21 protein-coding genes are annotated in these 19,851 nt (G+C 73.7%); 3 read left to right on the top strand and 18 right to left on the bottom strand.

Annotated elements, in window-relative coordinates; all coding sequences use genetic code 11:
- Positions 1-56: 56 nt before the first annotated feature.
- From GA0070611_RS02635 to pyrR, 6 genes are all read right to left on the bottom strand, one after another.
- On the bottom strand, positions 57-1,064 hold the full coding sequence (locus tag GA0070611_RS02635) for a quinone-dependent dihydroorotate dehydrogenase (protein WP_091656742.1): 1,008 nt from the start codon (positions 1,062-1,064) through the stop codon (positions 57-59).
- Positions 1,065-1,146: 82 nt separating this feature from the next.
- A complete protein-coding gene (gene carB, locus GA0070611_RS02630) occupies positions 1,147-4,494 on the bottom strand; it encodes a carbamoyl-phosphate synthase large subunit (RefSeq protein WP_091656739.1) in 3,348 nt (1,115 codons plus the stop codon).
- A complete protein-coding gene (gene carA / locus GA0070611_RS02625; RefSeq protein WP_091656735.1) occupies positions 4,487-5,632 on the bottom strand; it encodes a glutamine-hydrolyzing carbamoyl-phosphate synthase small subunit in 1,146 nt (381 codons plus the stop codon). The genes carB and carA overlap by 8 nt, the downstream gene beginning before the upstream one ends.
- Positions 5,629-6,906 (bottom strand): dihydroorotase, encoded by a 1,278-nt coding sequence (locus GA0070611_RS02620; protein WP_091656731.1) that lies wholly within the window; start codon positions 6,904-6,906, stop codon positions 5,629-5,631. Before GA0070611_RS02620 ends, carA begins: the two co-directional genes overlap by 4 nt.
- Positions 6,903-7,829: an aspartate carbamoyltransferase catalytic subunit gene (locus tag GA0070611_RS02615; RefSeq protein ID WP_091656728.1), complete on the bottom strand. Its 927-nt coding sequence runs from the start codon at positions 7,827-7,829 to the stop codon at positions 6,903-6,905. Before GA0070611_RS02615 ends, GA0070611_RS02620 begins: the two co-directional genes overlap by 4 nt.
- Positions 7,826-8,410 carry a bifunctional pyr operon transcriptional regulator/uracil phosphoribosyltransferase PyrR gene (pyrR, locus tag GA0070611_RS02610; RefSeq protein ID WP_091656724.1) on the bottom strand — a complete coding sequence of 195 codons (585 nt, stop codon included), beginning with the start codon at positions 8,408-8,410 and terminating at the stop codon, positions 7,826-7,828. The genes GA0070611_RS02615 and pyrR overlap by 4 nt, the downstream gene beginning before the upstream one ends.
- Positions 8,411-8,694: 284 nt before the next feature.
- On the opposite strand from pyrR, the gene bldD reads away from it, so the two are divergent.
- Positions 8,695-9,183 (top strand): transcriptional regulator BldD, encoded by a 489-nt coding sequence (bldD, locus tag GA0070611_RS02605; protein ID WP_091656720.1) that lies wholly within the window; start codon positions 8,695-8,697, stop codon positions 9,181-9,183.
- A gap of 64 nt (positions 9,184-9,247) precedes the next feature.
- Here bldD and nusB read toward each other — a convergent pair whose 3' ends face one another.
- The 4 genes from nusB to aroB form a co-directional block, all read right to left on the bottom strand.
- A complete protein-coding gene (gene nusB, locus GA0070611_RS02600; RefSeq protein WP_197675945.1) occupies positions 9,248-9,658 on the bottom strand; it encodes a transcription antitermination factor NusB in 411 nt (136 codons plus the stop codon).
- A 23-nt stretch (positions 9,659-9,681) separates the two neighbouring features.
- Complete coding sequence (gene efp / locus GA0070611_RS02595; RefSeq protein ID WP_088970950.1) at positions 9,682-10,239, bottom strand: elongation factor P; 558 nt, start codon at positions 10,237-10,239, stop codon at positions 9,682-9,684.
- A gap of 387 nt (positions 10,240-10,626) precedes the next feature.
- Positions 10,627-11,070, bottom strand: coding sequence for a type II 3-dehydroquinate dehydratase (gene aroQ / locus GA0070611_RS02590; RefSeq protein WP_091656712.1), 444 nt, complete (start codon positions 11,068-11,070; stop codon positions 10,627-10,629).
- Positions 11,067-12,143: a 3-dehydroquinate synthase gene (gene aroB / locus GA0070611_RS02585; RefSeq protein ID WP_091656707.1), complete on the bottom strand. Its 1,077-nt coding sequence runs from the start codon at positions 12,141-12,143 to the stop codon at positions 11,067-11,069. The genes aroQ and aroB overlap by 4 nt, the downstream gene beginning before the upstream one ends.
- Positions 12,144-12,281: 138 nt before the next feature.
- Here aroB and GA0070611_RS02580 point away from each other — a divergent pair, with 138 nt between their 5' ends.
- Positions 12,282-12,803: a DUF2243 domain-containing protein gene (locus GA0070611_RS02580; RefSeq protein WP_091656703.1), complete on the top strand. Its 522-nt coding sequence runs from the start codon at positions 12,282-12,284 to the stop codon at positions 12,801-12,803.
- Positions 12,800-13,591 carry a cytochrome c oxidase assembly protein gene (locus tag GA0070611_RS02575; protein WP_091656700.1) on the top strand — a complete coding sequence of 264 codons (792 nt, stop codon included), beginning with the start codon at positions 12,800-12,802 and terminating at the stop codon, positions 13,589-13,591. Before GA0070611_RS02580 ends, GA0070611_RS02575 begins: the two co-directional genes overlap by 4 nt.
- Here GA0070611_RS02575 and GA0070611_RS02570 read toward each other — a convergent pair.
- The 8 genes from GA0070611_RS02570 to GA0070611_RS02535 form a co-directional block, all read right to left on the bottom strand.
- Positions 13,530-14,039, bottom strand: a complete 510-nt coding sequence (locus tag GA0070611_RS02570; protein ID WP_091656697.1) for a shikimate kinase — start codon at positions 14,037-14,039, stop codon at positions 13,530-13,532. The two genes, GA0070611_RS02575 and GA0070611_RS02570, sit on opposite strands and share 62 nt — an antisense overlap.
- Positions 14,040-14,094: 55 nt before the next feature.
- Positions 14,095-15,273 (bottom strand): chorismate synthase, encoded by a 1,179-nt coding sequence (aroC, locus tag GA0070611_RS02565; RefSeq protein ID WP_091656694.1) that lies wholly within the window; start codon positions 15,271-15,273, stop codon positions 14,095-14,097.
- A 110-nt stretch (positions 15,274-15,383) separates the two neighbouring features.
- Entirely contained in the window at positions 15,384-15,620 is a 237-nt protein-coding gene (locus GA0070611_RS02560; RefSeq protein ID WP_091656690.1) for a hypothetical protein, read from the bottom strand.
- Positions 15,621-15,622: 2 nt separating this feature from the next.
- Positions 15,623-16,543, bottom strand: a complete 921-nt coding sequence (locus GA0070611_RS02555; RefSeq protein ID WP_091656686.1) for a glycosyltransferase family 2 protein — start codon at positions 16,541-16,543, stop codon at positions 15,623-15,625.
- Complete coding sequence (locus tag GA0070611_RS02550; protein WP_091656681.1) at positions 16,540-17,205, bottom strand: glycosyltransferase; 666 nt, start codon at positions 17,203-17,205, stop codon at positions 16,540-16,542. The genes GA0070611_RS02555 and GA0070611_RS02550 overlap by 4 nt, the downstream gene beginning before the upstream one ends.
- Positions 17,202-17,684, bottom strand: a complete 483-nt coding sequence (locus tag GA0070611_RS02545; protein ID WP_091656678.1) for a UDP-N-acetylglucosamine--LPS N-acetylglucosamine transferase — start codon at positions 17,682-17,684, stop codon at positions 17,202-17,204. The genes GA0070611_RS02550 and GA0070611_RS02545 overlap by 4 nt, the downstream gene beginning before the upstream one ends.
- An 8-nt stretch (positions 17,685-17,692) precedes the next feature.
- The gene (locus tag GA0070611_RS02540; protein ID WP_091656675.1) at positions 17,693-18,943 is read right to left on the bottom strand and encodes a hypothetical protein; all 1,251 of its coding nucleotides are present in this window, start codon (positions 18,941-18,943) and stop codon (positions 17,693-17,695) included.
- Positions 18,940-19,851: a sulfotransferase family protein gene (locus GA0070611_RS02535; RefSeq protein ID WP_091656670.1), complete on the bottom strand. Its 912-nt coding sequence runs from the start codon at positions 19,849-19,851 to the stop codon at positions 18,940-18,942. Before GA0070611_RS02535 ends, GA0070611_RS02540 begins: the two co-directional genes overlap by 4 nt.

Genomic DNA, 19,851 nt, shown 5'->3' with positions numbered 1-19,851 from the left:
GGTCGCCGTCCGCGCTGGACGGCGGCCGTGACCCGCGGGTACGGCCGGGCCGAGGGCTAGGGGGTGCGGGCGGCGGCGCGGACCAGCGCCGGCCCGCGGTAGATGAACCCGGTGTAGAGCTGGACCAGGCTGGCGCCCGCGTCGAACATCCGGGCCGCGTCGTCCGGGTCCAGGATCCCGCCGACGCCGATCACCGGCAGCCGGCCACCGGTCTCCCGGTGCACGAAGCCGACCACCTCACGGGCCCGGGCGGCGAGCGGACGACCGGACAGCCCGCCGGTCTCGGCGCCCCGCTCCCGGTCGGCCGGGGCGAGCCCGTCGCGGGCCAGCGTGGTGTTGGTGGCGATCACCCCGGCCGCGCCCCGGTCCAGGCACACCTGCAGCAGCTCCGCGATGGCCGGCTCGGTGAGGTCCGGGGCGATCTTCACCAGCACCGGCTTCTCCCCGACCAGGGCGGCCAGCAGCGCGTCCAGGTGCGACCGGTCCTGCAGCGACCGCAGGCCGGGAGTGTTCGGGGAGGACACGTTGACCGCGAAGTAGTCCCCGTGCTCCCGCAGCGCCCGGTAGGAGGCCAGGTAGTCCGCCACCGCCTCGTCGAGCGGGGTCACCTTGGACTTGCCCAACGAGATCCCCAGCGGTACGCCGAGCGGGCGCGGCAGCGCCGCCAGCCGCCGGGCGAGCGCCTCGGCGCCGGCGTTGTTGAAGCCCATCCGGTTGACCACGGCCTCGCTGTCGCGCAGCCGGAACAGCCGCGGTCGCGGGTTGCCGGGCTGGGCGTGCGCGGTGACCGTGCCGACCTCGACGAAACCGAAGCCGAGCGCCGGCCACGCGGGCAGCGCGACACCGTTCTTGTCCATCCCGGCCGCCAACCCCACCGGGTTCGGGAAGTCCACCCCGAACACGGTGCGCGGCGCGGCGCGGAAGTACCGGGCCCGCAGCGCCGCCAGCAGGGCCGGCCGGCGCGACACCGCGGCCAGCCGGCGCAGCGTCCACTCGTGCGCCGCCTCCGCGTCCCCGCCCCCGATGCCGAACAGCCGGGGCCGGACCACCTTCTCGAAGATCACCGCTCCCCCACCCCCGGTGCGGTGACCACGAGGTCGGCGGACGTCGCCGCCGACCTCGTGATCGACGCGGTCACCCGGGCCGTCACTCGCCGCCCCGGAGGGCGGCGTGCAGGTCCTGCAGCGGGCGGACGCGGAGGTCACCGTTGATGCGCGCCTCGATGCCCATCACCGCCGCCGCCGCGCCGGGCACGGTGGTGACGCACGGGATGTCCGCCGTGACGGCGGCGCTGCGGATCTCGTACCCGTCGGAGCGGGCGCTCGCGCCCGAGCCCTGCGGGGTGTTCACCACCAGCGCCACGTCGCCACCGAGGATCAGCGAGACCGCGTCGGCGCCCTCGCCCGACTCGTAGTGCTTGCGGATCTGCTCGCAGGCGATGCCGTGCCGGCGCAGCACCTCCGCCGTGCCGGTGGTGGCGACGATCTCGAAGCCGAGGTCGGCCAGCCGCTTGATCGGGAAGATCATGCCGCGCTTGTCCCGGTTGGCCACCGAGACGAAGATCTTGCCGGCGGTCGGCAGCGAGCCGTACGCGGCGGCCTGCGACTTGGCGAACGCCTGGCCGAAGCCGGTGTCGATGCCCATCACCTCGCCGGTGGACTTCATCTCCGGGCCGAGCAGCACGTCGATGCCCTTGCCGGCGGGGGTGCGGAACCGCTTGAACGGCAGCACCGCCTCCTTGACCGCGATCGGGGCGTCGGCGGGCATGGTGCCCCCGTCCCCGGTCGGCGGCAGCATCCCCTCGGCGCGCAGCTCGGCGATGGTGGCGCCGAGCGCGATCCGGGCCGCCGCCTTGGCCAGCGGCACGGCGGTCGCCTTCGAGACGAACGGGACGGTCCGCGACGCGCGCGGGTTGGCCTCCAGCACGTACAGCATGTCGCCCTGGAGCGCGTACTGGACGTTGAGCAGGCCCTTCACCCCGACCCCGCGGGCGATCTCCTCGGTGTAGCGGCGCACCTGGGTCAGGTGCGAGCCGGCCAGCGTGATCGGCGGCAGGGCGCAGGACGAGTCGCCGGAGTGGATGCCGGCCTCCTCGATGTGCTCCATCACGCCGCCCAGGTAGACGTCACCGTCGGCGTCGACGAGGGCGTCCACGTCGATCTCGATGGCGTCGTCGAGGAAGCGGTCGACCAGCACCGGGTGGTCGGGCGAGATGTCGGTGGCCCGGCCGATGTAGTCGCGCAGGGTGGCGTCGTCGTAGACGATCTCCATGCCCCGCCCGCCGAGCACGTACGACGGCCGGACCAGCACCGGGTACCCGATCTCGTCGGCGATCGCCTTCGCCTCGTCGTACGAGGTGGCCATGCCGTGCGCCGGGGCGCGCAGCCCGGCCCGGGCGAGCACCGCGCCGAACGCGCCGCGCTCCTCGGCCAGGTGGATGGACTCCGGCGAGGTGCCGACGATCGGCACGCCGGCGTTCTTCAGCCGCTGGGCCAGGCCGAGCGGGGTCTGCCCACCGAGCTGCACGACCACCCCGACCACGCCCGGGCCCCCGGCCGCCCTGCCGGAGGTGTCCTCGGCGTGCCACACCTCCAGGACGTCCTCGAAGGTGAGCGGCTCGAAGTAGAGCCGGTCGGCGGTGTCGTAGTCGGTGGAGACCGTCTCCGGGTTGCAGTTGACCATCACGGTCTCATAGCCGACCTCGCGCAGCGCTTGGACCGCGTGCACGCAGGAGTAGTCGAACTCGATGCCCTGACCGATCCGGTTCGGGCCGGAGCCCAGGATGAGCACCTTCGGTCGGTCCGAGGGCGCGACCTCGGTCTCCTGGTCGTACGTCGAGTAGTGGTACGGCGTGGTCGCCTCGAACTCGGCGGCGCAGGTGTCGACGGTCTTGTAGACCGGGCGCACCCCGAGCCGGTGGCGCAGGGTGCGTACGCCGTCCTCGGCGGCCAGCTCCGGGCGCAGCGCGGCGAGCTGCCGGTCGGACAGGCCGGCCCGCTTCGCCCGGCGCAGCAGGTCCCCGTCGAGCACCGGGGCGTCGACGATCTCGGCGCGCAGCTCGACCAGCGCGGCGATCTGGTCCAGGAACCAGGGATCGATGCCGCCGGACGCCTCGGCCACCTCGGCGATCGACGCGCCCAGGCGCAGCGCCCGCTCGACGGTGTAGAGCCGCCCGTCGTGCGGGATCCGCAGCGCCGCGAGGGTGTTCTCCCTCGTCGCGTCCGCGGGGTCGGGGACGGTCCAGAACCCCGACGCCTTGGTCTCCATCGAGCGCATCGCCTTGTTCAGCGCCTCGGTGAAGTTGCGGCCCAGGCTCATCGCCTCGCCGACCGACTTCATGGTGGTGGTGAGCTCCGGGTCCGCGCCGGCGAACTTCTCGAACGCGAACCGGGGGATCTTCACCACCACGTAGTCCAGGGTCGGCTCGAACGCCGCCGGGGTCTTCAGGGTGATGTCGTTCGGGATCTCGTCCAGCGTGTAGCCGATGGCCAGCTTCGCCGCGATCTTGGCGATCGGGAAGCCGGTGGCCTTCGACGCCAGGGCCGAGGAGCGCGACACCCGGGGGTTCATCTCGATCACCACGAGCCGGCCGTCGGTCGGGTTGACCGCGAACTGGATGTTGCAGCCGCCGGTGTCGACGCCGACCTCGCGCAGCACCGCGATGCCCAGGTCACGCAGCTGCTGGTACTCCCGGTCGGTCAGCGTCATGGCCGGGGCGACGGTGACGCTGTCACCGGTGTGCACGCCCATCGGGTCGACGTTCTCGATCGAGCAGACCACCACCACGTTGTCGTGGCGGTCGCGCATCAGTTCGAGCTCGTACTCCTTCCAGCCGAGCACGCTCTCCTCGATCAGCACCTCGTGCACCGGGCTGGCGGCCAGGCCGGCGCCGGCGATGCGCTCCAGGTCCTCGTCGGTGTGCGCCATCCCGGAGCCCAGGCCGCCCATCGTGAACGACGGCCGGATCACCACCGGCAGGCCCAGCTCGGCGACGGTCTCGCGGACCTCGTCCATCGAGTGGCAGACCCGCGAGCGCGGGGTCAGCGTCGACGGGTCCGCCAGGCCGAGCCGGACGCCGGCCTTGGCCACGATGTCCTTGAACAGCTGCCGGTCCTCGCCCCGGTTGATCGCCTCGATGTTCGCGCCGATCAGCTCGACACCGTACTTCTCCAGCACGCCCGCCTCGTGCAGGGCGACCGCGGTGTTCAGCGCGGTCTGCCCGCCCAGGGTGGGCAGCAGCGCGTCGGGGCGCTCCTTGGCGATCACCAGCTCGACGAACTCCGGGGTGATCGGCTCGACGTACGTGGCGTCGGCGAACTCCGGGTCGGTCATGATCGTCGCCGGGTTGGAGTTGACCAGGCTGACCCGGATGCCCTCGCTGCGCAGCACCCGGCAGGCCTGGGTGCCGGAGTAGTCGAACTCGCAGGCCTGCCCGATCACGATCGGCCCGGAGCCGATCACCAGGATGTGCTTCAGATCGTCGCGCTTAGGCATCCTTGCGTCCCTCGATCAGCTCGGCGAAACGGTCGAACAGGTAGTCCGCGTCGTGCGGGCCGGCCGCCGCCTCCGGGTGGTACTGGACGGTGAAGGCGGGCACGTCCTTGGCCCGCAGCCCCTCGACCACGTTGTCATTGAGGCAGACGTGCGACACCTGGACGCCGCCGAACTCGGTGTCGATCACCTGGTCGGGGACGACGGCCCCGGCCTGCGCCCCCGGCACCTGGACGGCGAAGCCGTGGTTGTGGCTGGTCACCTCGACCTTGCCGGTGACCCGGTCGAGCACCGGCTGGTTGATGCCGCGGTGGCCGTACCCCAGCTTGTAGGTGCCGAAGCCGAGCGCCCGGCCGAGGATCTGGCTGCCGAAGCAGATGCCGAAGAGCGGGATCCGCCGGCTGAGCACCTCGCGGGCCAGCGCGACCGGCCCGTCGGCGGTCGCCGGGTCGCCCGGGCCGGGCGAGAAGAACACCGCGTCCGCGCCGGTGGCGAGCAGGTCGTCGATGGTCGAGCCGGCGGGCAGCACGTGGGTGGTGACCCCGCGGGCGGCCAGCCGGCGCGGCACGTTGCGCTTGATGCCCAGGTCCAGGGCGGCGACGGTGAACCGGTGCTCGCCCCGGGCCTCGACCACGTACGGCTCGTCGGTGGTCACCTCGGCCGAGAGGTCCGCGCCGACCATCGGCGGGGACTGGCGGACCCGCTCCAGCAGGGCGGCGGGGTCGTCGTCGACGCTGGAGACGCCGACCCGCATCGCGCCGCGCTCGCGCAGGTGGCGGGTGAGCGCCCGGGTGTCCACGCCGCTGATGCCGACCACGCCCTCGGCGGCCAGCCGCTCCTCCAGGCCGCCGGTGGCCCGCCAGTTGGAGCTGGCCCGGGCCGGGTCGCGCACCACGTACCCGGCGACCCAGATCCGGCCGGACTCGTCGTCCTCGCCGTTGACCCCGGTGTTGCCGATGTGCGGGGCGGTCTGCACGACCACCTGCCGGTGGTAGGAGGGGTCGGTGAGGGTCTCCTGGTAGCCGGTCATGCCGGTGTTGAAGACCGCCTCGCCGAACGTCTCCCCGGCGGCGCCGTACGCCTCGCCGTGGAAGGTGCGCCCGTCCTCGAGGACGAGGATCGCGGGCCTACGCTTGGTCACTTAACAGCCTTTCCGTCCAGGACCGTCGGCTCGCCGCGCAGGAAGGTCGCCACGATGCGACCCGGCAGCGTCATGCGGGCGTACGGGGTGTTGCGACTGCGACTGGCCAGCTCCGCCGGTTCGATCACGCGACGGGCGGCCGGGTCGACCAGGGTCAGGTTGGCCGGCACGCCGGGGGCCGGGTCGAGACCGTGCCCCTCCAGGCCGGCGATGCGGGCCGGGGCGCGGGACATCCGCTCCGCGATCAGGTCCCACTGCGGACCGAGCACGTCCAGCGCGATCGAGAGGGCGGTCTCCAGGCCGAGCATGCCCGGCCGGGCGTACGCCCACTCGCACTCCTTGTCCTCCACCGCGTGCGGGGCGTGGTCGGTGGCGATGATGTCGATCACGCCCTCGGCCAGCGCCCCGCGCAGCGCCGCGATGTCGGCGGCGGTGCGCAGCGGCGGGTTCACCTTGTAGACCGGGTCGTAGGTGGTGGCCTTCTCGTCGGTCAGCAGCAGGTGGTGCGGGGTGACCTCGGCGGTGACCTTGACCCCGCGCGCCTTGGCGTGCCGGAGCACCTCGACGCTGCCGGCAGTGGAGACGTGGCAGATGTGCAGCCGGCTGCCGACGTGCTCGGCCAGCAGCACGTCCCGGGCGATGATCGCCTCCTCGGCGACCGCCGGCCAGCCGGTCAGCCCGAGCCGGGTGGAGACCTCACCCTCGTGCATCTGCGCGCCCTCGGTGAGCCGGGGCTCCTCGGCGTGCTGGGCGATCACCCCGTCGAAGGCCTTGACGTACTCCAGCGCCCGGCGCATCAGCTTCGGGTCGGCCACGCAGTGCCCGTCGTCGGAGAAGATCCGCACCCGGGCCGCCGAGTCGGCCATCGCGCCCAGCTCGGCGAGCTGGCCGCCGGCCAGGCCGACGGTGACCGCGCCGATCGGCTGCACGTCGACCAGCCCGGCCTCGCGGCCGAGCCGCCAGACCTGCTCGACCACGCCGGCGGTGTCGGCGACCGGCGAGGTGTTCGCCATCGCGCAGACCGCGGTGTAGCCGCCCAGCGCCGCCGCCCGCGAGCCGGACTCGACGGTCTCGGCGTCCTCCCGGCCGGGCTCGCGCAGGTGGGTGTGCAGGTCGACCAGGCCGGGCAGGGCGACCAGGCCGGTCGCGTCGAGCACGGTCGCGTCGGGCGCGGTCAGCCCCGCGCCGGTCTCGGCCACGACGCCGTCGCGGATGAGCAGGTCGGTCGGCTCCGCGCCGACCACGCTGACGTTCCTGATCAGGTACGCGGTCACCGGTTGTTCCCTCCGAGCAGCAGGTAGAGGACGGCCATCCGCACGGAGACCCCGTTGGCGACCTGTTCGACGATGGTGGAGCGGGGCGAGTCGGCCACCTCGGGCGTGATCTCCATGCCCCGGTTCATCGGACCGGGGTGCATGACGATCGCGTGCTCCGGCAGCCGGCGCATGCGGGGCCCGTCCAGCCCGTAACGGCGGGAGTACTCGCGGGCCGAGGGGAAGTAGGAGTCGCCCATCCGCTCGCGCTGCACCCGCAGCATCATCACCACGTCCACACCGGGAAGAACGGTGTCGAGGTCGTAGGAGACATCGGTGCCGGGGGCGAGCGCGGCGGAGATGTCCACCGGGATGAGGGTGGGCGGGCCGACCAGGGTGACCTTGGCCCCGAGGGTGGACAGCAGCAGCACGTTGGAGCGGGCCACCCGGGAGTGCAGCACGTCGCCGACGATCGCCACGTGCAGGCCGGCGAGCCGGCCCAGCCGGGACCGCATCGTGTACGCGTCGAGCAGCGCCTGGGTCGGGTGCTCGTGGGTGCCGTCGCCGGCGTTGACCACCGACCCGTCCACCCAGTTGGCCAGCCGGTGCGGCGCGCCGGAGGCGGGGTGCCGCACGACCACCGCGTCGGCCCCCATGGCCTGGAGGGTGAGCGCGGTGTCCTTCAGGCTCTCGCCCTTGGCCACGCTGGAACCCTTGGCCGAAAAGTTGATCACGTCGGCGCTGAGCCGCTTGGCGGCCGCCTCGAACGAGATCCGGGTCCGGGTGGAGTCCTCGTAGAAGAGGTTCACCACGGTGCGCCCGCGCAGCGCGGGCAGCTTCTTGACCTCGCGTCCGGCGACGGTGGCCATCTCGGCGGCGGTGTCCAGGATCCGGGTGGCGGTGGCCGCGTCCAGGTCGGCCCCGGAGAGCAGGTGCCTGATCATGAGGGAGCCCCTCCGTACAGCTTGACCTCGTCGACGCCGTCGGTCTCGGCGAGGGTGACCTTGACGCTCTCGGCGAGCGCGGTCGGGATGTTCTTGCCGACGTAGTCGGCGCGGATCGGCAGCTGGCGGTGACCGCGGTCGACCAGGACCGCGAGCTGCACGGTGGCCGGCCGGCCGACGTCGCTGAGCGCGTCCAGGGCGGCCCGCACGGTGCGGCCGGAGAAGAGCACGTCGTCGACGAGGATCACCCGCTTGCCGTCGATCCCGCCGGGCGGCAGGTCGGTCGGGCCGACCGCGCGGGTGGCGTGCCGGCGCAGGTCGTCGCGGTAGAGCGTGATGTCGAGCACGCCGACCGGGACGGTCACGTCCTCGAAGGCGCTGATCCGGGCGGCGAGCCGCTTCGCCAGCGGCACGCCCCGGGTGGGGATGCCGAGCAGCACGGTGTCGGCGGCGCCCTGGGTCTTCTCCAGGATCTGGTGGGCGATGCGGTCGACCACCCGCGACACGTCCGCTGCGGCGAGGATCACCTTCACCGAGGGTTGTCGCGGCGGCGACGGATGGGCAGCCGGTGGGTAGGCCACGGCGGACCTCCTTCCCCGCCTCACTGGACGGGTCGTTAAAGGACGTCTGGATGACCGGGCGGACCCCGTGGGGCCCGGACCGGGGCTTCACGCCACGTTACCAGCGGTCACCGGGCCGGCCGCCGCCGGTACTGACCCCCTGGTCAGCGTGGAGAAATACGGACAAGCCGAACACCCCTCCGGACGGGGTCGGCTCGAACACTTGACCACGTGTCGCAATCCCCGTACCGTCACGCTCCGTAGCGATAGCTGGGAGAACCCCGAGCAGCACTGGGAGTGTCCGAATGCCCTCTGAATACGCCAAGTCGCTGGGCGCCCGCCTGCGCTCCATCCGCCAGCAGCAGGGCCTGTCCCTGCAGGGCGTGGAGGAGAAGTCGAACGGGCGGTGGAAGGCCGTGGTGGTCGGCTCGTACGAGCGTGGCGACCGCGCCGTCACCGTGTCCCGCCTGGCGGAGCTGGCCGAGTTCTACCGCGTTCCCGTCTCGGAGCTGCTGCCCGACGGCAGCGGGGTGCGGCACGAGCCCACCAGCAAGATCGTCCTGGACCTGGAGAAGCTGTACGACGAGGCCTCCGAGGACCTCGCCTACGTCGCCCGCTACGCGCGCGCCATCCAGCAGCAGCGCGGCGACTACAACGGCCGGGTGCTCTCGATCCGCGCCGACGACCTGCGGGCCCTGGCCATCGTCTACGACGCCTCGCCGTCGGGCCTGATCGAGCGGCTCACCGAGCACGGTGTCCTGGTCGCCGACCCGCGGGCGTTCTTCGCGTCCTGATCCACCCGTCACGAAGGGCCCGTGCCGTCCGGCACGGGCCCTTCGTTCGTCGTCAGGTGACCGCTCAGCGGGTGGCGTACTCGGCGATCCGGCCGAGCAGGCCGTTGAGGAAGCGCGGCGAGTCGTCGGTCGACATCTGGCGGGCCAGCTCGACGGCCTCGCTGATCGCCACCGCGTCGTCGATCTCGTCGACGTAGAGCAGCTCGTACACGGCGATCCGGGCGAGGTTGCGGTCCACCACCGGCATCCGGTCCAGCGTCCAGCCCTCGGCGTAGCTGGCGATCACCTCGTCGATCCGGTCGAGGTGCGCCGCGACGCCCTCGACCAGGCCGACGGCGTAGCCCAGGTGCTCCGGGTGCGGCTTCTCGATCCGCTCCAGGTAGCCGGCGAGCACGTCGACCGGGGGCCGGTCGCGCAGGTCGGCCTCGAAGAGCACGTCCAGCGCCCGCTTGCGCGCCTTGCGGCGCGCCGGCATCTGCTGCTTGGGACCCTCGGCCATCAGGCTCGGCCGAGGTAACGGCCGTCGCGGGTGTCGACCTTGATCTTCTCGCCGGTGGTGATGAAGAGCGGCACCTGGACGGTCGCGCCGGTCTCGACGGTGGCCGGCTTGTTGCCGCCGGTCGAGCGGTCGCCCTGCAGGCCCGGCTCGGTGTAGGTGACCTCGAGCACCACGGAGGTGGGCAGCTCGATGTAGAGCGGCACCCCCTCGTGGGTGGCGACGGTCGCCTCGGCCTCGGGGAGGAGGTAGTTGGCCGCCTCGCCGACGGTGCCGCCGGGGACGGTGATCTGGTCGAACGTCTCCAGATCCATGAAGACGTAGTCCTCACCGTCGGCGTACAGGTACTGCATGGTGCGCTTGTCGACGGTCGCGGTCTCGACCTTGGTGCCCGCGTTGAAGGTCTTGTCGACCACCTTGCCGGAGAGCACGTTCTTCAGCGTGGTACGCACGAACGCACCACCCTTGCCGGGCTTGACGTGCTGGAACTCGACGACGGACCAGAGCTCGCCGTCGAGGTTGAGTACCAGGCCGTTCTTGAGGTCGTTGGTGGAGGCCATTTCCTGCCTTGATCTTCAATTGGCGGACAGACCCACCAAGTCTACTAGCTGTGTCGAACCGGCCCCGCCGCGCTGCGCGCCTCCCCGCTCGCCGATCCCCGCGCCGCCCCGCCCCGGGTGCCGAGGATCACCCAGAGCGACCACCGCTGAGGCACCGTCCCCCCGCGCCGCCTTTGCTCTGCTTCAACCACCGCAACAGGCACTGTCAGTGACAACGGTGACGACGCACCCCGGCCGACACCTGCGAAGTATCCCCAGCTCAGTACGGTGTTGCGTGGGTTGAAGCAGAGCAAAGGCCGACGAGGGCATGCGGCAGAGCAGGCACTCGGGTCACCGAGTGTGACGAACGTGACGACCACCGACCCGGGTCGTTGCGGGTGGCCCGGCTCAGGCGGTGCCGGCTCCGAAGCGGGCGGCCAGGTGGTGCAGGGCCAGGCGGTAGCCGTCCACGCCGAGGCCGCAGATCACCCCGGTGGCCACCGCCGAGACCACCGAGTGGTGCCGGAACTCCTCCCGGGCATGGATGTTGGAGATGTGCACCTCGACCAGCGGGCCGCGCAGCATCGCGCAGGCGTCCCGCACCGCGATCGAGTAGTGCGACCAGGCGGCCGGGTTGAGCACCACCGCCGCGCCCTCGTCGGCCGCCTCGTGCAGCCAACCCAGCAGCTCGTGCTCCGCGTCGGTCTGCCGGACCTGCACGTCCAGCCCCAGCTCGCGGCCGGTGTCGACGCATATGGTGACCAGGTCGGCGTAGCTGGTCACCCCGTACACGTCGACCTGCCGGGTGCCGAGGCGGCCCAGGTTCGGCCCGTTGAGCACGTACACCCTCACGAGCTGATCTCCCGGTACGCCTCGTGCAGCAGCTCGTCGGCCGGGCCCTCCAGGATCGCCGGGCGGGCCAGGCCGTCCAGCACCACGAAGCGCAGCCGACTGCCCCGCGTCTTCTTGTCCACCCGCATCGCGGCGAGCAGGTCCGGCCAGGCGTCCGCCCGGTAGCCGGTCGGCAGGCCCAGCGCGGCGACGACCGCCCGGTGCCGCTCGGCGGTGGCCGCGTCCAGCCGGCCGGCGAGCCGGGCCAGGGTGGCCGCGTAGACCAGACCCACCGCGACGGCGTGCCCGTGCCGCCACCGGTAGCCCTCCGCCTTCTCGATCGCGTGCGCCAACGTGTGCCCGTAGTTGAGCACCTCGCGGACCCCCGACTCGCGCAGGTCACCGGCGACCACGTCGGCCTTCACCCGGACCGCGCGCTCGATCAGCTCCCGGGCCACCGGGCCCTTCGGGTCCAGCGCGGCGGTCGGCTCCCGCTCCACCAGGTCGAGGATCACCGGGTCAGCGATGAAGCCGCACTTGACCACCTCGGCCATGCCGGCGGCCAGGTCGGCCGGGGGCAGGCTGTCCAGGGTGGCGAGGTCGCAGATCACCCCGGCCGGCGGGTGGAAGGCGCCGACCAGGTTCTTGCCGGCCGCCGTGTTGATGCCGGTCTTGCCGCCCACCGCCGCGTCGACCATGCCGAGCAGCGAGGTCGCCACCGGCACCCAGCGCACCCCGCGCAGCCAGCAGGCCGCCACGAAACCGGCCAGGTCGGTGACCGCGCCGCCGCCCACCCCGACCACCGCGTCGGTACGGGTGAAGCCGGCCGCCCCCAGCCGGTCCCAGCAGGCCGCGGCCACGTCGACGTGCTTGCCCGCCTCGGCGTCCGGCACCTCGATCAGCAGCGGCGTCACCCCGGCCGCCCGCACCTGCCCGGCGAGCCGCTCGGCCAGCGCCTTCAGCGGCGGGGCGTGCAGGAACGCCACCCGCTGGGCGCCGGGCAGCAGCCGGGGCGGCGGGTCGAGCAGGTCACGTCCCACCAGCACGTCGTACGGCCGTTCGCCACCGACCGGGATCCGGGTCACCTCGTCCACGGCGGGGAGCCTAGTCGAGCCGGCCGCCTCCGCGCGGCGACTGTCCACACCGTGGCCCGGCAGCCGGTCCGGACGTTTGACCGGGTGACAGCGGGCAGTGACCAGGAACGGGACCACCGACGCGGGAGGTAGCGGACGATGAACCGATCGACCATCGACGGGGCGGACATCCGGGTGCCGGCCACGATCCTCGGCGTGGGCCTCGGCGGCTTCGTCGACGGGATCCTGCTGCACCAGGTCCTCCAGTGGCACCACATGCTCAGCAGCACCGACACCGACAACGTGGGGATCCGGCCGTACCCGGTGGACACCGTCTCCGGCCTGCAGATGAACACCCTGTGGGACGGCCTGTTCCACGTCGTCACCTGGATCGCGGTGCTCACCGGGCTCGCCCTGCTCCACGCCCGGGTCACCCGGTCCCGGGGCCGGCTGTGGCGCTCCCCCGCGCTGTGGGGCTGGGCGCTGGTCGGCTGGGGTCTGTTCAACGTCGTGGAGGGCATCGTCGACCACCACCTGCTCGGCATCCACCACGTGCACGGCGGCCCGCACCAGACCGCCTGGGACGTCGGCTTCCTGCTGCTCGGCGTCGCGTTCATCGGCGTCGGCTGGACCGTGCAGCGCCGGGCCACCGTGGTGGACACCTGCGCCGAGCGGCGATGACCGGGTCGCACGGCGGCGGCGTCGGGCCGCTGCTGCTCGTACCCCTGGTGCTCTTCTGGGGTTATCTGGCGGCGGCGCTGCGGGCCGGCGACCGGGGCGGGTGGGGCCACCGGCGCACGGTGAGCTTCGCCGTGGGCTGCGCGCTGCTCGCCGCGGCGGCGCTGGTGCCGGGGCACGACCTCGTCGCGCACATGTGGCGGCACCTGCTGGTCGGCATGCTGGCCCCGCTCGGGCTGGTCCTCGGCGCCCCCGGCACCCTGCTGCTGCGCACCCTCGACCGGCGGCGCGGCCGTGCCCTGGTCCGGGCGCTGCGCCACCCGCTGCTGCGGGTGCCCGCCCATCCGGTGACCGGGCTGCTGCTCAGCGCCGGCGGGCTCTACCTGCTGCATCTGACCCCGCTGTACGCGGCGACCCAGACCCGGCCCTGGACGCACCCGCTGGTGCTGGCCCACTTCCTCGCCGCCGGGTACCTGTTCAGCTGGTCGATCGCCGGACCCGACCCCGGACCGCACCGGCCCGGGGTGCCGGTCCGGCTGGTGGTGCTGGGCCTGTCGGTGGCCGCGCACGCCACCCTCGCCCAGCTGCTGTACGCCGGCCTGGTCGACGTCGCCGCGCCGCCGGCACAGCTGCGGGCCGCCGCGACGCTGATGTACTACGGCGGTGACGTGGCCGAGCTGCTGCTCGCCCTGGCCCTGCTGGTGACCTGGCGGCCGGCGCCCCGGCCGGTCAGGGCTTCAGCAGCGCCGCGATCTCGGCGGCCAGCTCCGGCGGGGTCCGCCCGTCGGTGACCACGGTCGCGGTCGCCACCTCGGCGTAGAGCGGGCGGCGCTGCTCCATCAGGTGCTTGAGGGTGGCCCGCGGGTTGAGCGCCAGCAGCGGCCGGCCGGCCCCGAGCCCGACCCGCCTGACCGCGTCGGGCAGTTCCACCGACAGGTGCACGACGGTGTGGCCGATCAACGCGGCGCGGTTCTCCTCGGCGAGGACCGCACCGCCGCCGAGGGCGAGCACCCCGGCGTGCGAGGCCAGCGCCGCCGCCACCGCCGCCCGCTCCAGGGTACGGAAGTGCTCCTCGCCCTCGTCCACGAAGATGTCCGGGATCGGCTTGCCGGCGAGCTGCTCGATGTCGGCGTCGGTGTCCCGGAACCCGACGCCGAGTCGGGTGGCCAGCTCCTCCCCCACCGTGGTCTTGCCGGAGCCCGGCGCGCCCACCAGCACACAGACCGGCCGGGTGCTCACCGGAGCGCCCCTTCGTTCGCGACTGCGGTACTCCGCTGCGCTGCGTTCCTCGCGCTCACCGGATCACCAGGGAGTCGAGGTAACCGCTCAGGTTGCGGCGCATCTCGGCGACCGAGTCGCCGCCAAACTTCTCCACCGCCGCCTCGGCCAGCACCAGGGCCACCATCGCCTCGGCGACCACCGCCGCGGCGGGCACCGCGCAGACGTCGGAGCGCTGGTTGATCGCGGTGGCCGGCTCGCCGGTGGTGACGTCGACCGTGGACAGCGCCCGGTTCAGCGAGGAGATCGGCTTCATCGCCGCCTTCACCCGCAGCGGCTCACCGGTGGTGATGCCGCCCTCCAGGCCGCCGGCCCGGTCGGTGACCCGACGCACCCCGGTGGCGGTGGGGATGATCTCGTCGTGCGCGGCGGACCCCCGGGAGCGGGCCTGCTGCCAGCCGTCCCCGATCTCCACGCCCTTGATCGCCTGGATCGACATCAGCGCGGTCGCCAGTCGCGCGTCGAGCTTGCGGTCCCACTGCACGTGGCTGCCCAGACCCGGCGGCACCCCGTACGCGAGCACCTCGACCACGCCGCCCAGGGTGTCGGCGGCCTTCTTCGCGGCGTCCACCTCGGCCACCATCCGGGCGCTCGCCTCGGGGTCGAGGCAGCGCAGCGGGTCGGCGTCGATCCGCTCGGCGTCCTCCGGGGTGGGCCGCAGGCCCGGCTTCGCGGCCACCGGCCCCAGCTCCACCACGTGCGAGACGATCTCGACGCCGAGGGCCTGCTTGACCAGGGCCTTGGCCAGGGTGCCGACGGCGACCCGGGCGGCGGTCTCCCGGGCGCTGGCCCGCTCCAGGATCGGCCGGGCGTCGGTGTGGCCGTACTTCTGCATGCCGGCCAGGTCGGCGTGGCCCGGCCGGGGCCGGGTCAGCGGGGCGTTGCGGGCCTGGCTGGCCAGCTCGTCGGCGTCCACCGGGTCGGCGGCCATCACGGTGCGCCACTTGGGCCACTCGGAGTTGCCGACCCGGATCGCCACCGGGCTGCCGATGGTCAGGCCGTGCCGGAGCCCGCCGATGATCTCGACCTCGTCCTGCTCGAACGACATCCGGGCGCCCCGGCCGTAGCCGAGCCGGCGGCGGGCCAGCTCACCGGCGATCTCTCCGGTGGTCAGCTCGATGCCGGCGGGCACCCCCTCCACCATCGCGACGAGGGCGGGTCCGTGCGATTCACCTGCGGTCAACCAGCGCAACACAGCGGTCAGTCTGTCACGCCCGGTGGCCGCCCGGTGCAGCCGTCCGCCCCGTCCCGCCCAGCGGACAACGCGCCCGCCCTCGCCCGGGGTTCCCGGCCGCCCCGTACGGATCAGCGCCGGTGCGGCGCGAACGCCTGCACCAGACCGCCGACCACCATGGCGACGGCCACCACCACGGTGATCGTCCTGACCCAGATCCCGTGCGCCCGCTCCCGCCGGCTCCCGCGCGGCAGTTCCACCCCGAAGACGTCGCGGCTCGTCCGGGCGGAACCGTCGACGAACCGACGGACGTTGCACAGCACGTACACGCCGAAGACCGCCACGGCGACCCCGAACAGGCCCTCCACGATCAGATGCCCCGACCGCGTTTGTGCAGGGTGCGCAGCACGGTGTCCGCGCCCAGCACCCGCCCGGCCACGGCGAGCGCCAGGTAGGCCCGGGGCTCCCGGGGGTTGCTGCGCAGCGTCCGACCGGCCCAGGACAGCGCGCCCTTGCGGTCGCCGGAGGCCGCCCGGGCGAAGGCGATCTGCCCGGTGACCCGGGCCTGCCCGGCCGGCTCGCCGGCGAACTCCGGATAGCGGTCGAGCAGCCACTGCAACGCGTCGGAGATGGTCTCCCAGCGCTGCGCGAAGTAGGACCGCTTGTGCCAGCGCACCAGCACGTACGGGGTGGTCACGTTGATCAGCGGGGCGCTGCGGGCGGCCCGCAGCAGGAACTCGTAGTCCTCGGCGTAGCTGCCGGGGATCTCCTCGTCGACCAGGCCGAACCCGTCGCGCAGGGCGGCGGCGCGGATCAGGAAGGTGGACGGGTGCAGCTCGGTGAGCCGGTCGCGCAGCAGGGCGGGCAGCGGGACCCGGTCGCGCTCCAGCACCCGGTCGACGGTGTGCCCGTCGTAGGTCACCCGGATGCCGCAGCTGACGAACTCGGCGCCGTACACGCCCTCCAGCGCGTCCACCTGGGCGCGCAGCTTGCCGGGCAGCCACTCGTCGTCGTCGTCGCAGAACGCGATCAACTCGCCGGTGGCGGCCAGGATGCCGGTGTTGCGGGCGCCCGCCAGTCCGGGCGTGCGCTCGTTGCGGATCACCCGGACCCGCCGGTCGGGGCCGGAGAGCGCCTCCACCGACCGGTCCGGCTCCGACTGGTCGTACACGACGACGACCTCCACCGGGCCCGGGTAGTCCTGGTCGAGGATCGCCTGCACGGCGACCCGGAGCAGCTCCGGGCGGTCCCGGGTGGGCACCACCGCGCTGACCGAGGGGACGACGGTCATCGGTTGTTGTCTCCGTTCCGCTCGCGTAGCCGCTGCCACCAGCGGCCCCGCCGGTGTGCCGACGCGGCCACCAGCTCCTCCACGATCCCGCCGACCCGCTCCACCGCCGCGCGCTGCGCGCGCACCGCCTCCGGGTCGTCGGTGACCCGGTACCGGCCCGGTTCCGCGACACCCGTGCGCAGCGCCGCCAGCAGCGCCTCCCGCGTCTCGCAGAGCGCCACCATGCCGGCGGCCCCGAGGCGGCGGGCGAACAGCTGCTGGTGGTCGTCGACGTGCTCGCCCCGGCCCGGGTCCCGGGGCACCACGATCGGCAGCCGGCCGTGCCGGCGGGCCTCCAGGATGGTCGCCGGCCCGCCGTGGCACACCACCAGGTCGGCGTCGGCCATCGCGCGCTGCAGCTCGTCGTGGCCGAGGAACGGCACCGCGCCGGACACCGTTGCGGGCGCGGTGTGACCGTGCTGCACGGTCAGCGCCACCTCGGTGCCCACCTCGGCGTGCCAGTCGCGCAGCCACTCGACGAGCCGGTCGAACGGGTGCTTGTCGGTGCCCACCGCGACCAGCACCCGTACCGTGCGCGGCTCGGCCGCGGCCCGGGGACGGGGAACGCGCGGCGTGGTCGTCCCGGCCGGCGTGCTCGCGTCCGGTGTCGTCGACCCGGTCACAGCAGCGTCCCCACGACGGTGGCGTCCGGGTACTGCCGGCGCTGTTCCTCCCACTGCACGAGCATGGCGGAGAGGAACGGCCGGCAGAGGCGGGCGGTCAGCGTGGGGGTGTCGATCCGGTCGTAGACCTCGATGTAGACGGTCGGGATCCGGCGCAGCCAGGCCGCCACCACGAACGGGACCGCGACCCCGGCCCCGGTGGTGACCACCGCGGCGACCCGCCGCCGGCGCAGCACCCGCAGCGCCAGCAGGGCGTTGCGCAGCAGGTTGGGCACGTTGCGGGTGGTCGGGTGGTGGGCGGGGACGACCTCCTCCCCGGCCAGCAGGGAGAGCGCGTCCGGGGTGTCGAAGGTGACCCAGCACCGCTGCCAGCGCTCGTACCAGGGACGCAGCGCCAGCAGCTGGGCGAGGTGTCCCCCGCTCGATCCCACCAGCAGCAGCACCGGTGGCTCCCGGTGTTGCCCGTCGGTCCCGCCCACGCGACTCCTCACCGCTCCTCCATCAGGTCCAGCAGTCCCGGGTGCAGCGCCGGGTTCCAGCCGGCCCCGGCGGCGGCCAGCCGCCAGGTGCGCAGCCACATCTCCAGCAGGTACGCGTCGGCGACCGCCCGGCGGCGCGCCGGCCCGAGCCCGAGCCGGTCGCCGTACCGGTCGAGCTGCTCGTCGACCGCCCGTGCGGCGGTCGCCACCGGGTCCCCGGCGAGCACCACCGACCGTTGGAAGGCGTCGTGGGCCAGGTCGAACCCGACCGGCACGTCCGGCGCGCTGTGCTCCCAGTCCCAGGCGACCAACCGGCCCGCGTGCCGGCCCAGGTTCCACGGCACCCAGTCGCCGTGCCAGTGCCCGAACTCCAGCTCGGTCGCGCCGTGCCGGGCGGCCAGCGCGTCCACCGCGGCCACCGCCCGGGCCCCGGCCGGCTCGACGGCGGCCGCGCGAGCCGCCTCGGCGGCCAGCCGGGTCAGGAACGACGACCCGGCCAGCGGACGGGCCGGTGCCGCCGGGCGACCGCGCCGGGCGACCGCCAGCAACGCGTCGAGCTCCGGCGGCGCGCCGACCGGCACGCCCCGGATGTCCGCCGGCAGCGGGTCGACCACCGCCACCCGCCGCTGCGCCACGTCGACCTCGGCGAGCAGGCCCGGGGCCAGCGGATGGTCCGGCACCCCGGCCAGCGCCGGCAGTTGCCGCAGCGCGTCGGCCTCGGCGGCCACCAGGGCCCGGGTGGCGTCGTTCCAGCCCAGCTTGGCGTAGCCGCGGGGGGTGCCGTCGGCGTCGAACAGCTGCAGCGTCGGCTTGTGGTTCGGGTCCGGCGGGCGCACCCCGAGGGCCGCGTACGCGGGCGCCCCACCGAGCGCCTCGGTGACCTGCGCGGTGATCAGGGCGTCGGCCGGCGCGACGCCGTCCGGCAGCGCCACGGTCAACGTGGGGAACGGCAGCCGCCGGACCGCGCCGGCCCGGGCCAGCGCGCCCAACGCGGCGCGGACCGCCCGTACCTTCGGCGGGCGCAACGCGTTGTACGACAGCAGGGCGGCCGCCATCGCCCGGGGCGCGCCCAGCGGCAGCAGGAACCGCGCCCGGTCCACCGAGGGCACCACGGCGTACCGGGCGACGACCCGGTGCCCGGCCGGCGGATCGTCCAGCGTGAGCACCACCCGCTCGTCGGGGAAGACCGCCCGGGCCACCCAGCCCAGCCCGTCGGTCCGCGACCGCGGGTCGGTCGTGGTCGTCGCGGGGACTGTCACGCCGCGACGTCCGACCAGTCGGCGAGGTCCAGCCCGAGGCGCTCGCGCAGCGCCGCGTTGTGCGGCCGGTAGTACTCGGTCAGCTCGGCCCGCAGCTCCGGCTCCAGCGGGGCCGAGCGCCGGTCGTTGTAGACCTTGAAGTCCGGCAGGTCGTGCGCGGGCAGGCCGAGGAAGTCCAGGGTGCGCCGGTAGGTGCCGCGGGCGTCGCGGTAGAGGTCCTCACTGGGCAGGAAGAGCAGCTGGCCCCGGTCGAAGCGGTCCAGCCACGGCTGAAGGTGCTCCAGGTACCGGCCCCGGGCGCGGTAGGTGTACCAGTCGTACGCCTCGCTGAAGTGGTCCGGCTCGGCGATCAGCCGCTCCCGCTCCCCCGCGGTGCGCTCATCCTCGGCAGCCAGCGCGTCGGCGAAGCTCAGCGGCTCGATGCCGTGGGTGCGGCGCTCCTTCCAGTGCGAGTACGCCCGCTCCACCGGGTCGCGCAGCAGCACGATCAGCCGGACCTCGGGCAGCAGCGCGGCGACCCGCTCGGCGCCCAGCGGGTGGAACATGTACAGCGGCGCGGCCTCACCGACCCGGACCGGGCCGCCGTGCCGCTTCTCCAGCGCGGTCCGCTGCTTCACCGTCGGGAAGTGCGAGCGGTACCACGCCTCGCCCCGCGACCAGTTCTCCTCGAAGTAGTGCGAGGCCTTGGTGTTCCAGGCGGGATAGAGCCGGGGCACGAGCGGGTGCTGGATCAGGTAGTTCCAGAGCGAGGTGGTGCCACCCCGCTTCGTGCCGATGATCAGAAAATCCGGGAGGGGCCGCCGGTCGCTGGTGCGCACACCGTAGTCGACGAGCTGCTCCTTGATCCGGTCGGTGACCTGCGTCGGCACCAGCTGCTTGACCCGGTCCCGGAGGGACGACGCGCCCAT

Origin of the sequence: Micromonospora auratinigra (genome assembly GCF_900089595.1) — a bacterium.
In the GTDB taxonomy this organism is placed as follows: Bacteria; Actinomycetota; Actinomycetes; order Mycobacteriales; family Micromonosporaceae; genus Micromonospora; species Micromonospora auratinigra.
This window is presented reverse-complemented; position numbering and strand designations above follow the sequence as displayed.

What these genes read in the sequence shown, in the direction of transcription:
- carB (WP_091656739.1), bottom strand. Translation starts at nt 4,494, where the DNA reads ATGCCTAAGCGCGACGATCTGAAGCACATCCTGGTGATCGGCTCCGGG.
- efp (WP_088970950.1), bottom strand. Translation starts at nt 10,239, where the DNA reads ATGGCCTCCACCAACGACCTCAAGAACGGCCTGGTACTCAACCTCGAC.
- GA0070611_RS02615 (WP_091656728.1), bottom strand. Translation starts at nt 7,829, where the DNA reads ATGATCAGGCACCTGCTCTCCGGGGCCGACCTGGACGCGGCCACCGCC.
- GA0070611_RS02580 (WP_091656703.1), top strand. Translation starts at nt 12,282, where the DNA reads ATGAACCGATCGACCATCGACGGGGCGGACATCCGGGTGCCGGCCACG.
- GA0070611_RS02575 (WP_091656700.1), top strand. Translation starts at nt 12,800, where the DNA reads ATGACCGGGTCGCACGGCGGCGGCGTCGGGCCGCTGCTGCTCGTACCC.
- GA0070611_RS02555 (WP_091656686.1), bottom strand. Translation starts at nt 16,543, where the DNA reads ATGACCGTCGTCCCCTCGGTCAGCGCGGTGGTGCCCACCCGGGACCGC.
- nusB (WP_197675945.1), bottom strand. Translation starts at nt 9,658, where the DNA reads ATGCCGGCGCGCCGCAAGGCGCGCAAGCGGGCGCTGGACGTGCTCTTC.
- bldD (WP_091656720.1), top strand. Translation starts at nt 8,695, where the DNA reads ATGCCCTCTGAATACGCCAAGTCGCTGGGCGCCCGCCTGCGCTCCATC.
- GA0070611_RS02535 (WP_091656670.1), bottom strand. Translation starts at nt 19,851, where the DNA reads ATGGGCGCGTCGTCCCTCCGGGACCGGGTCAAGCAGCTGGTGCCGACG.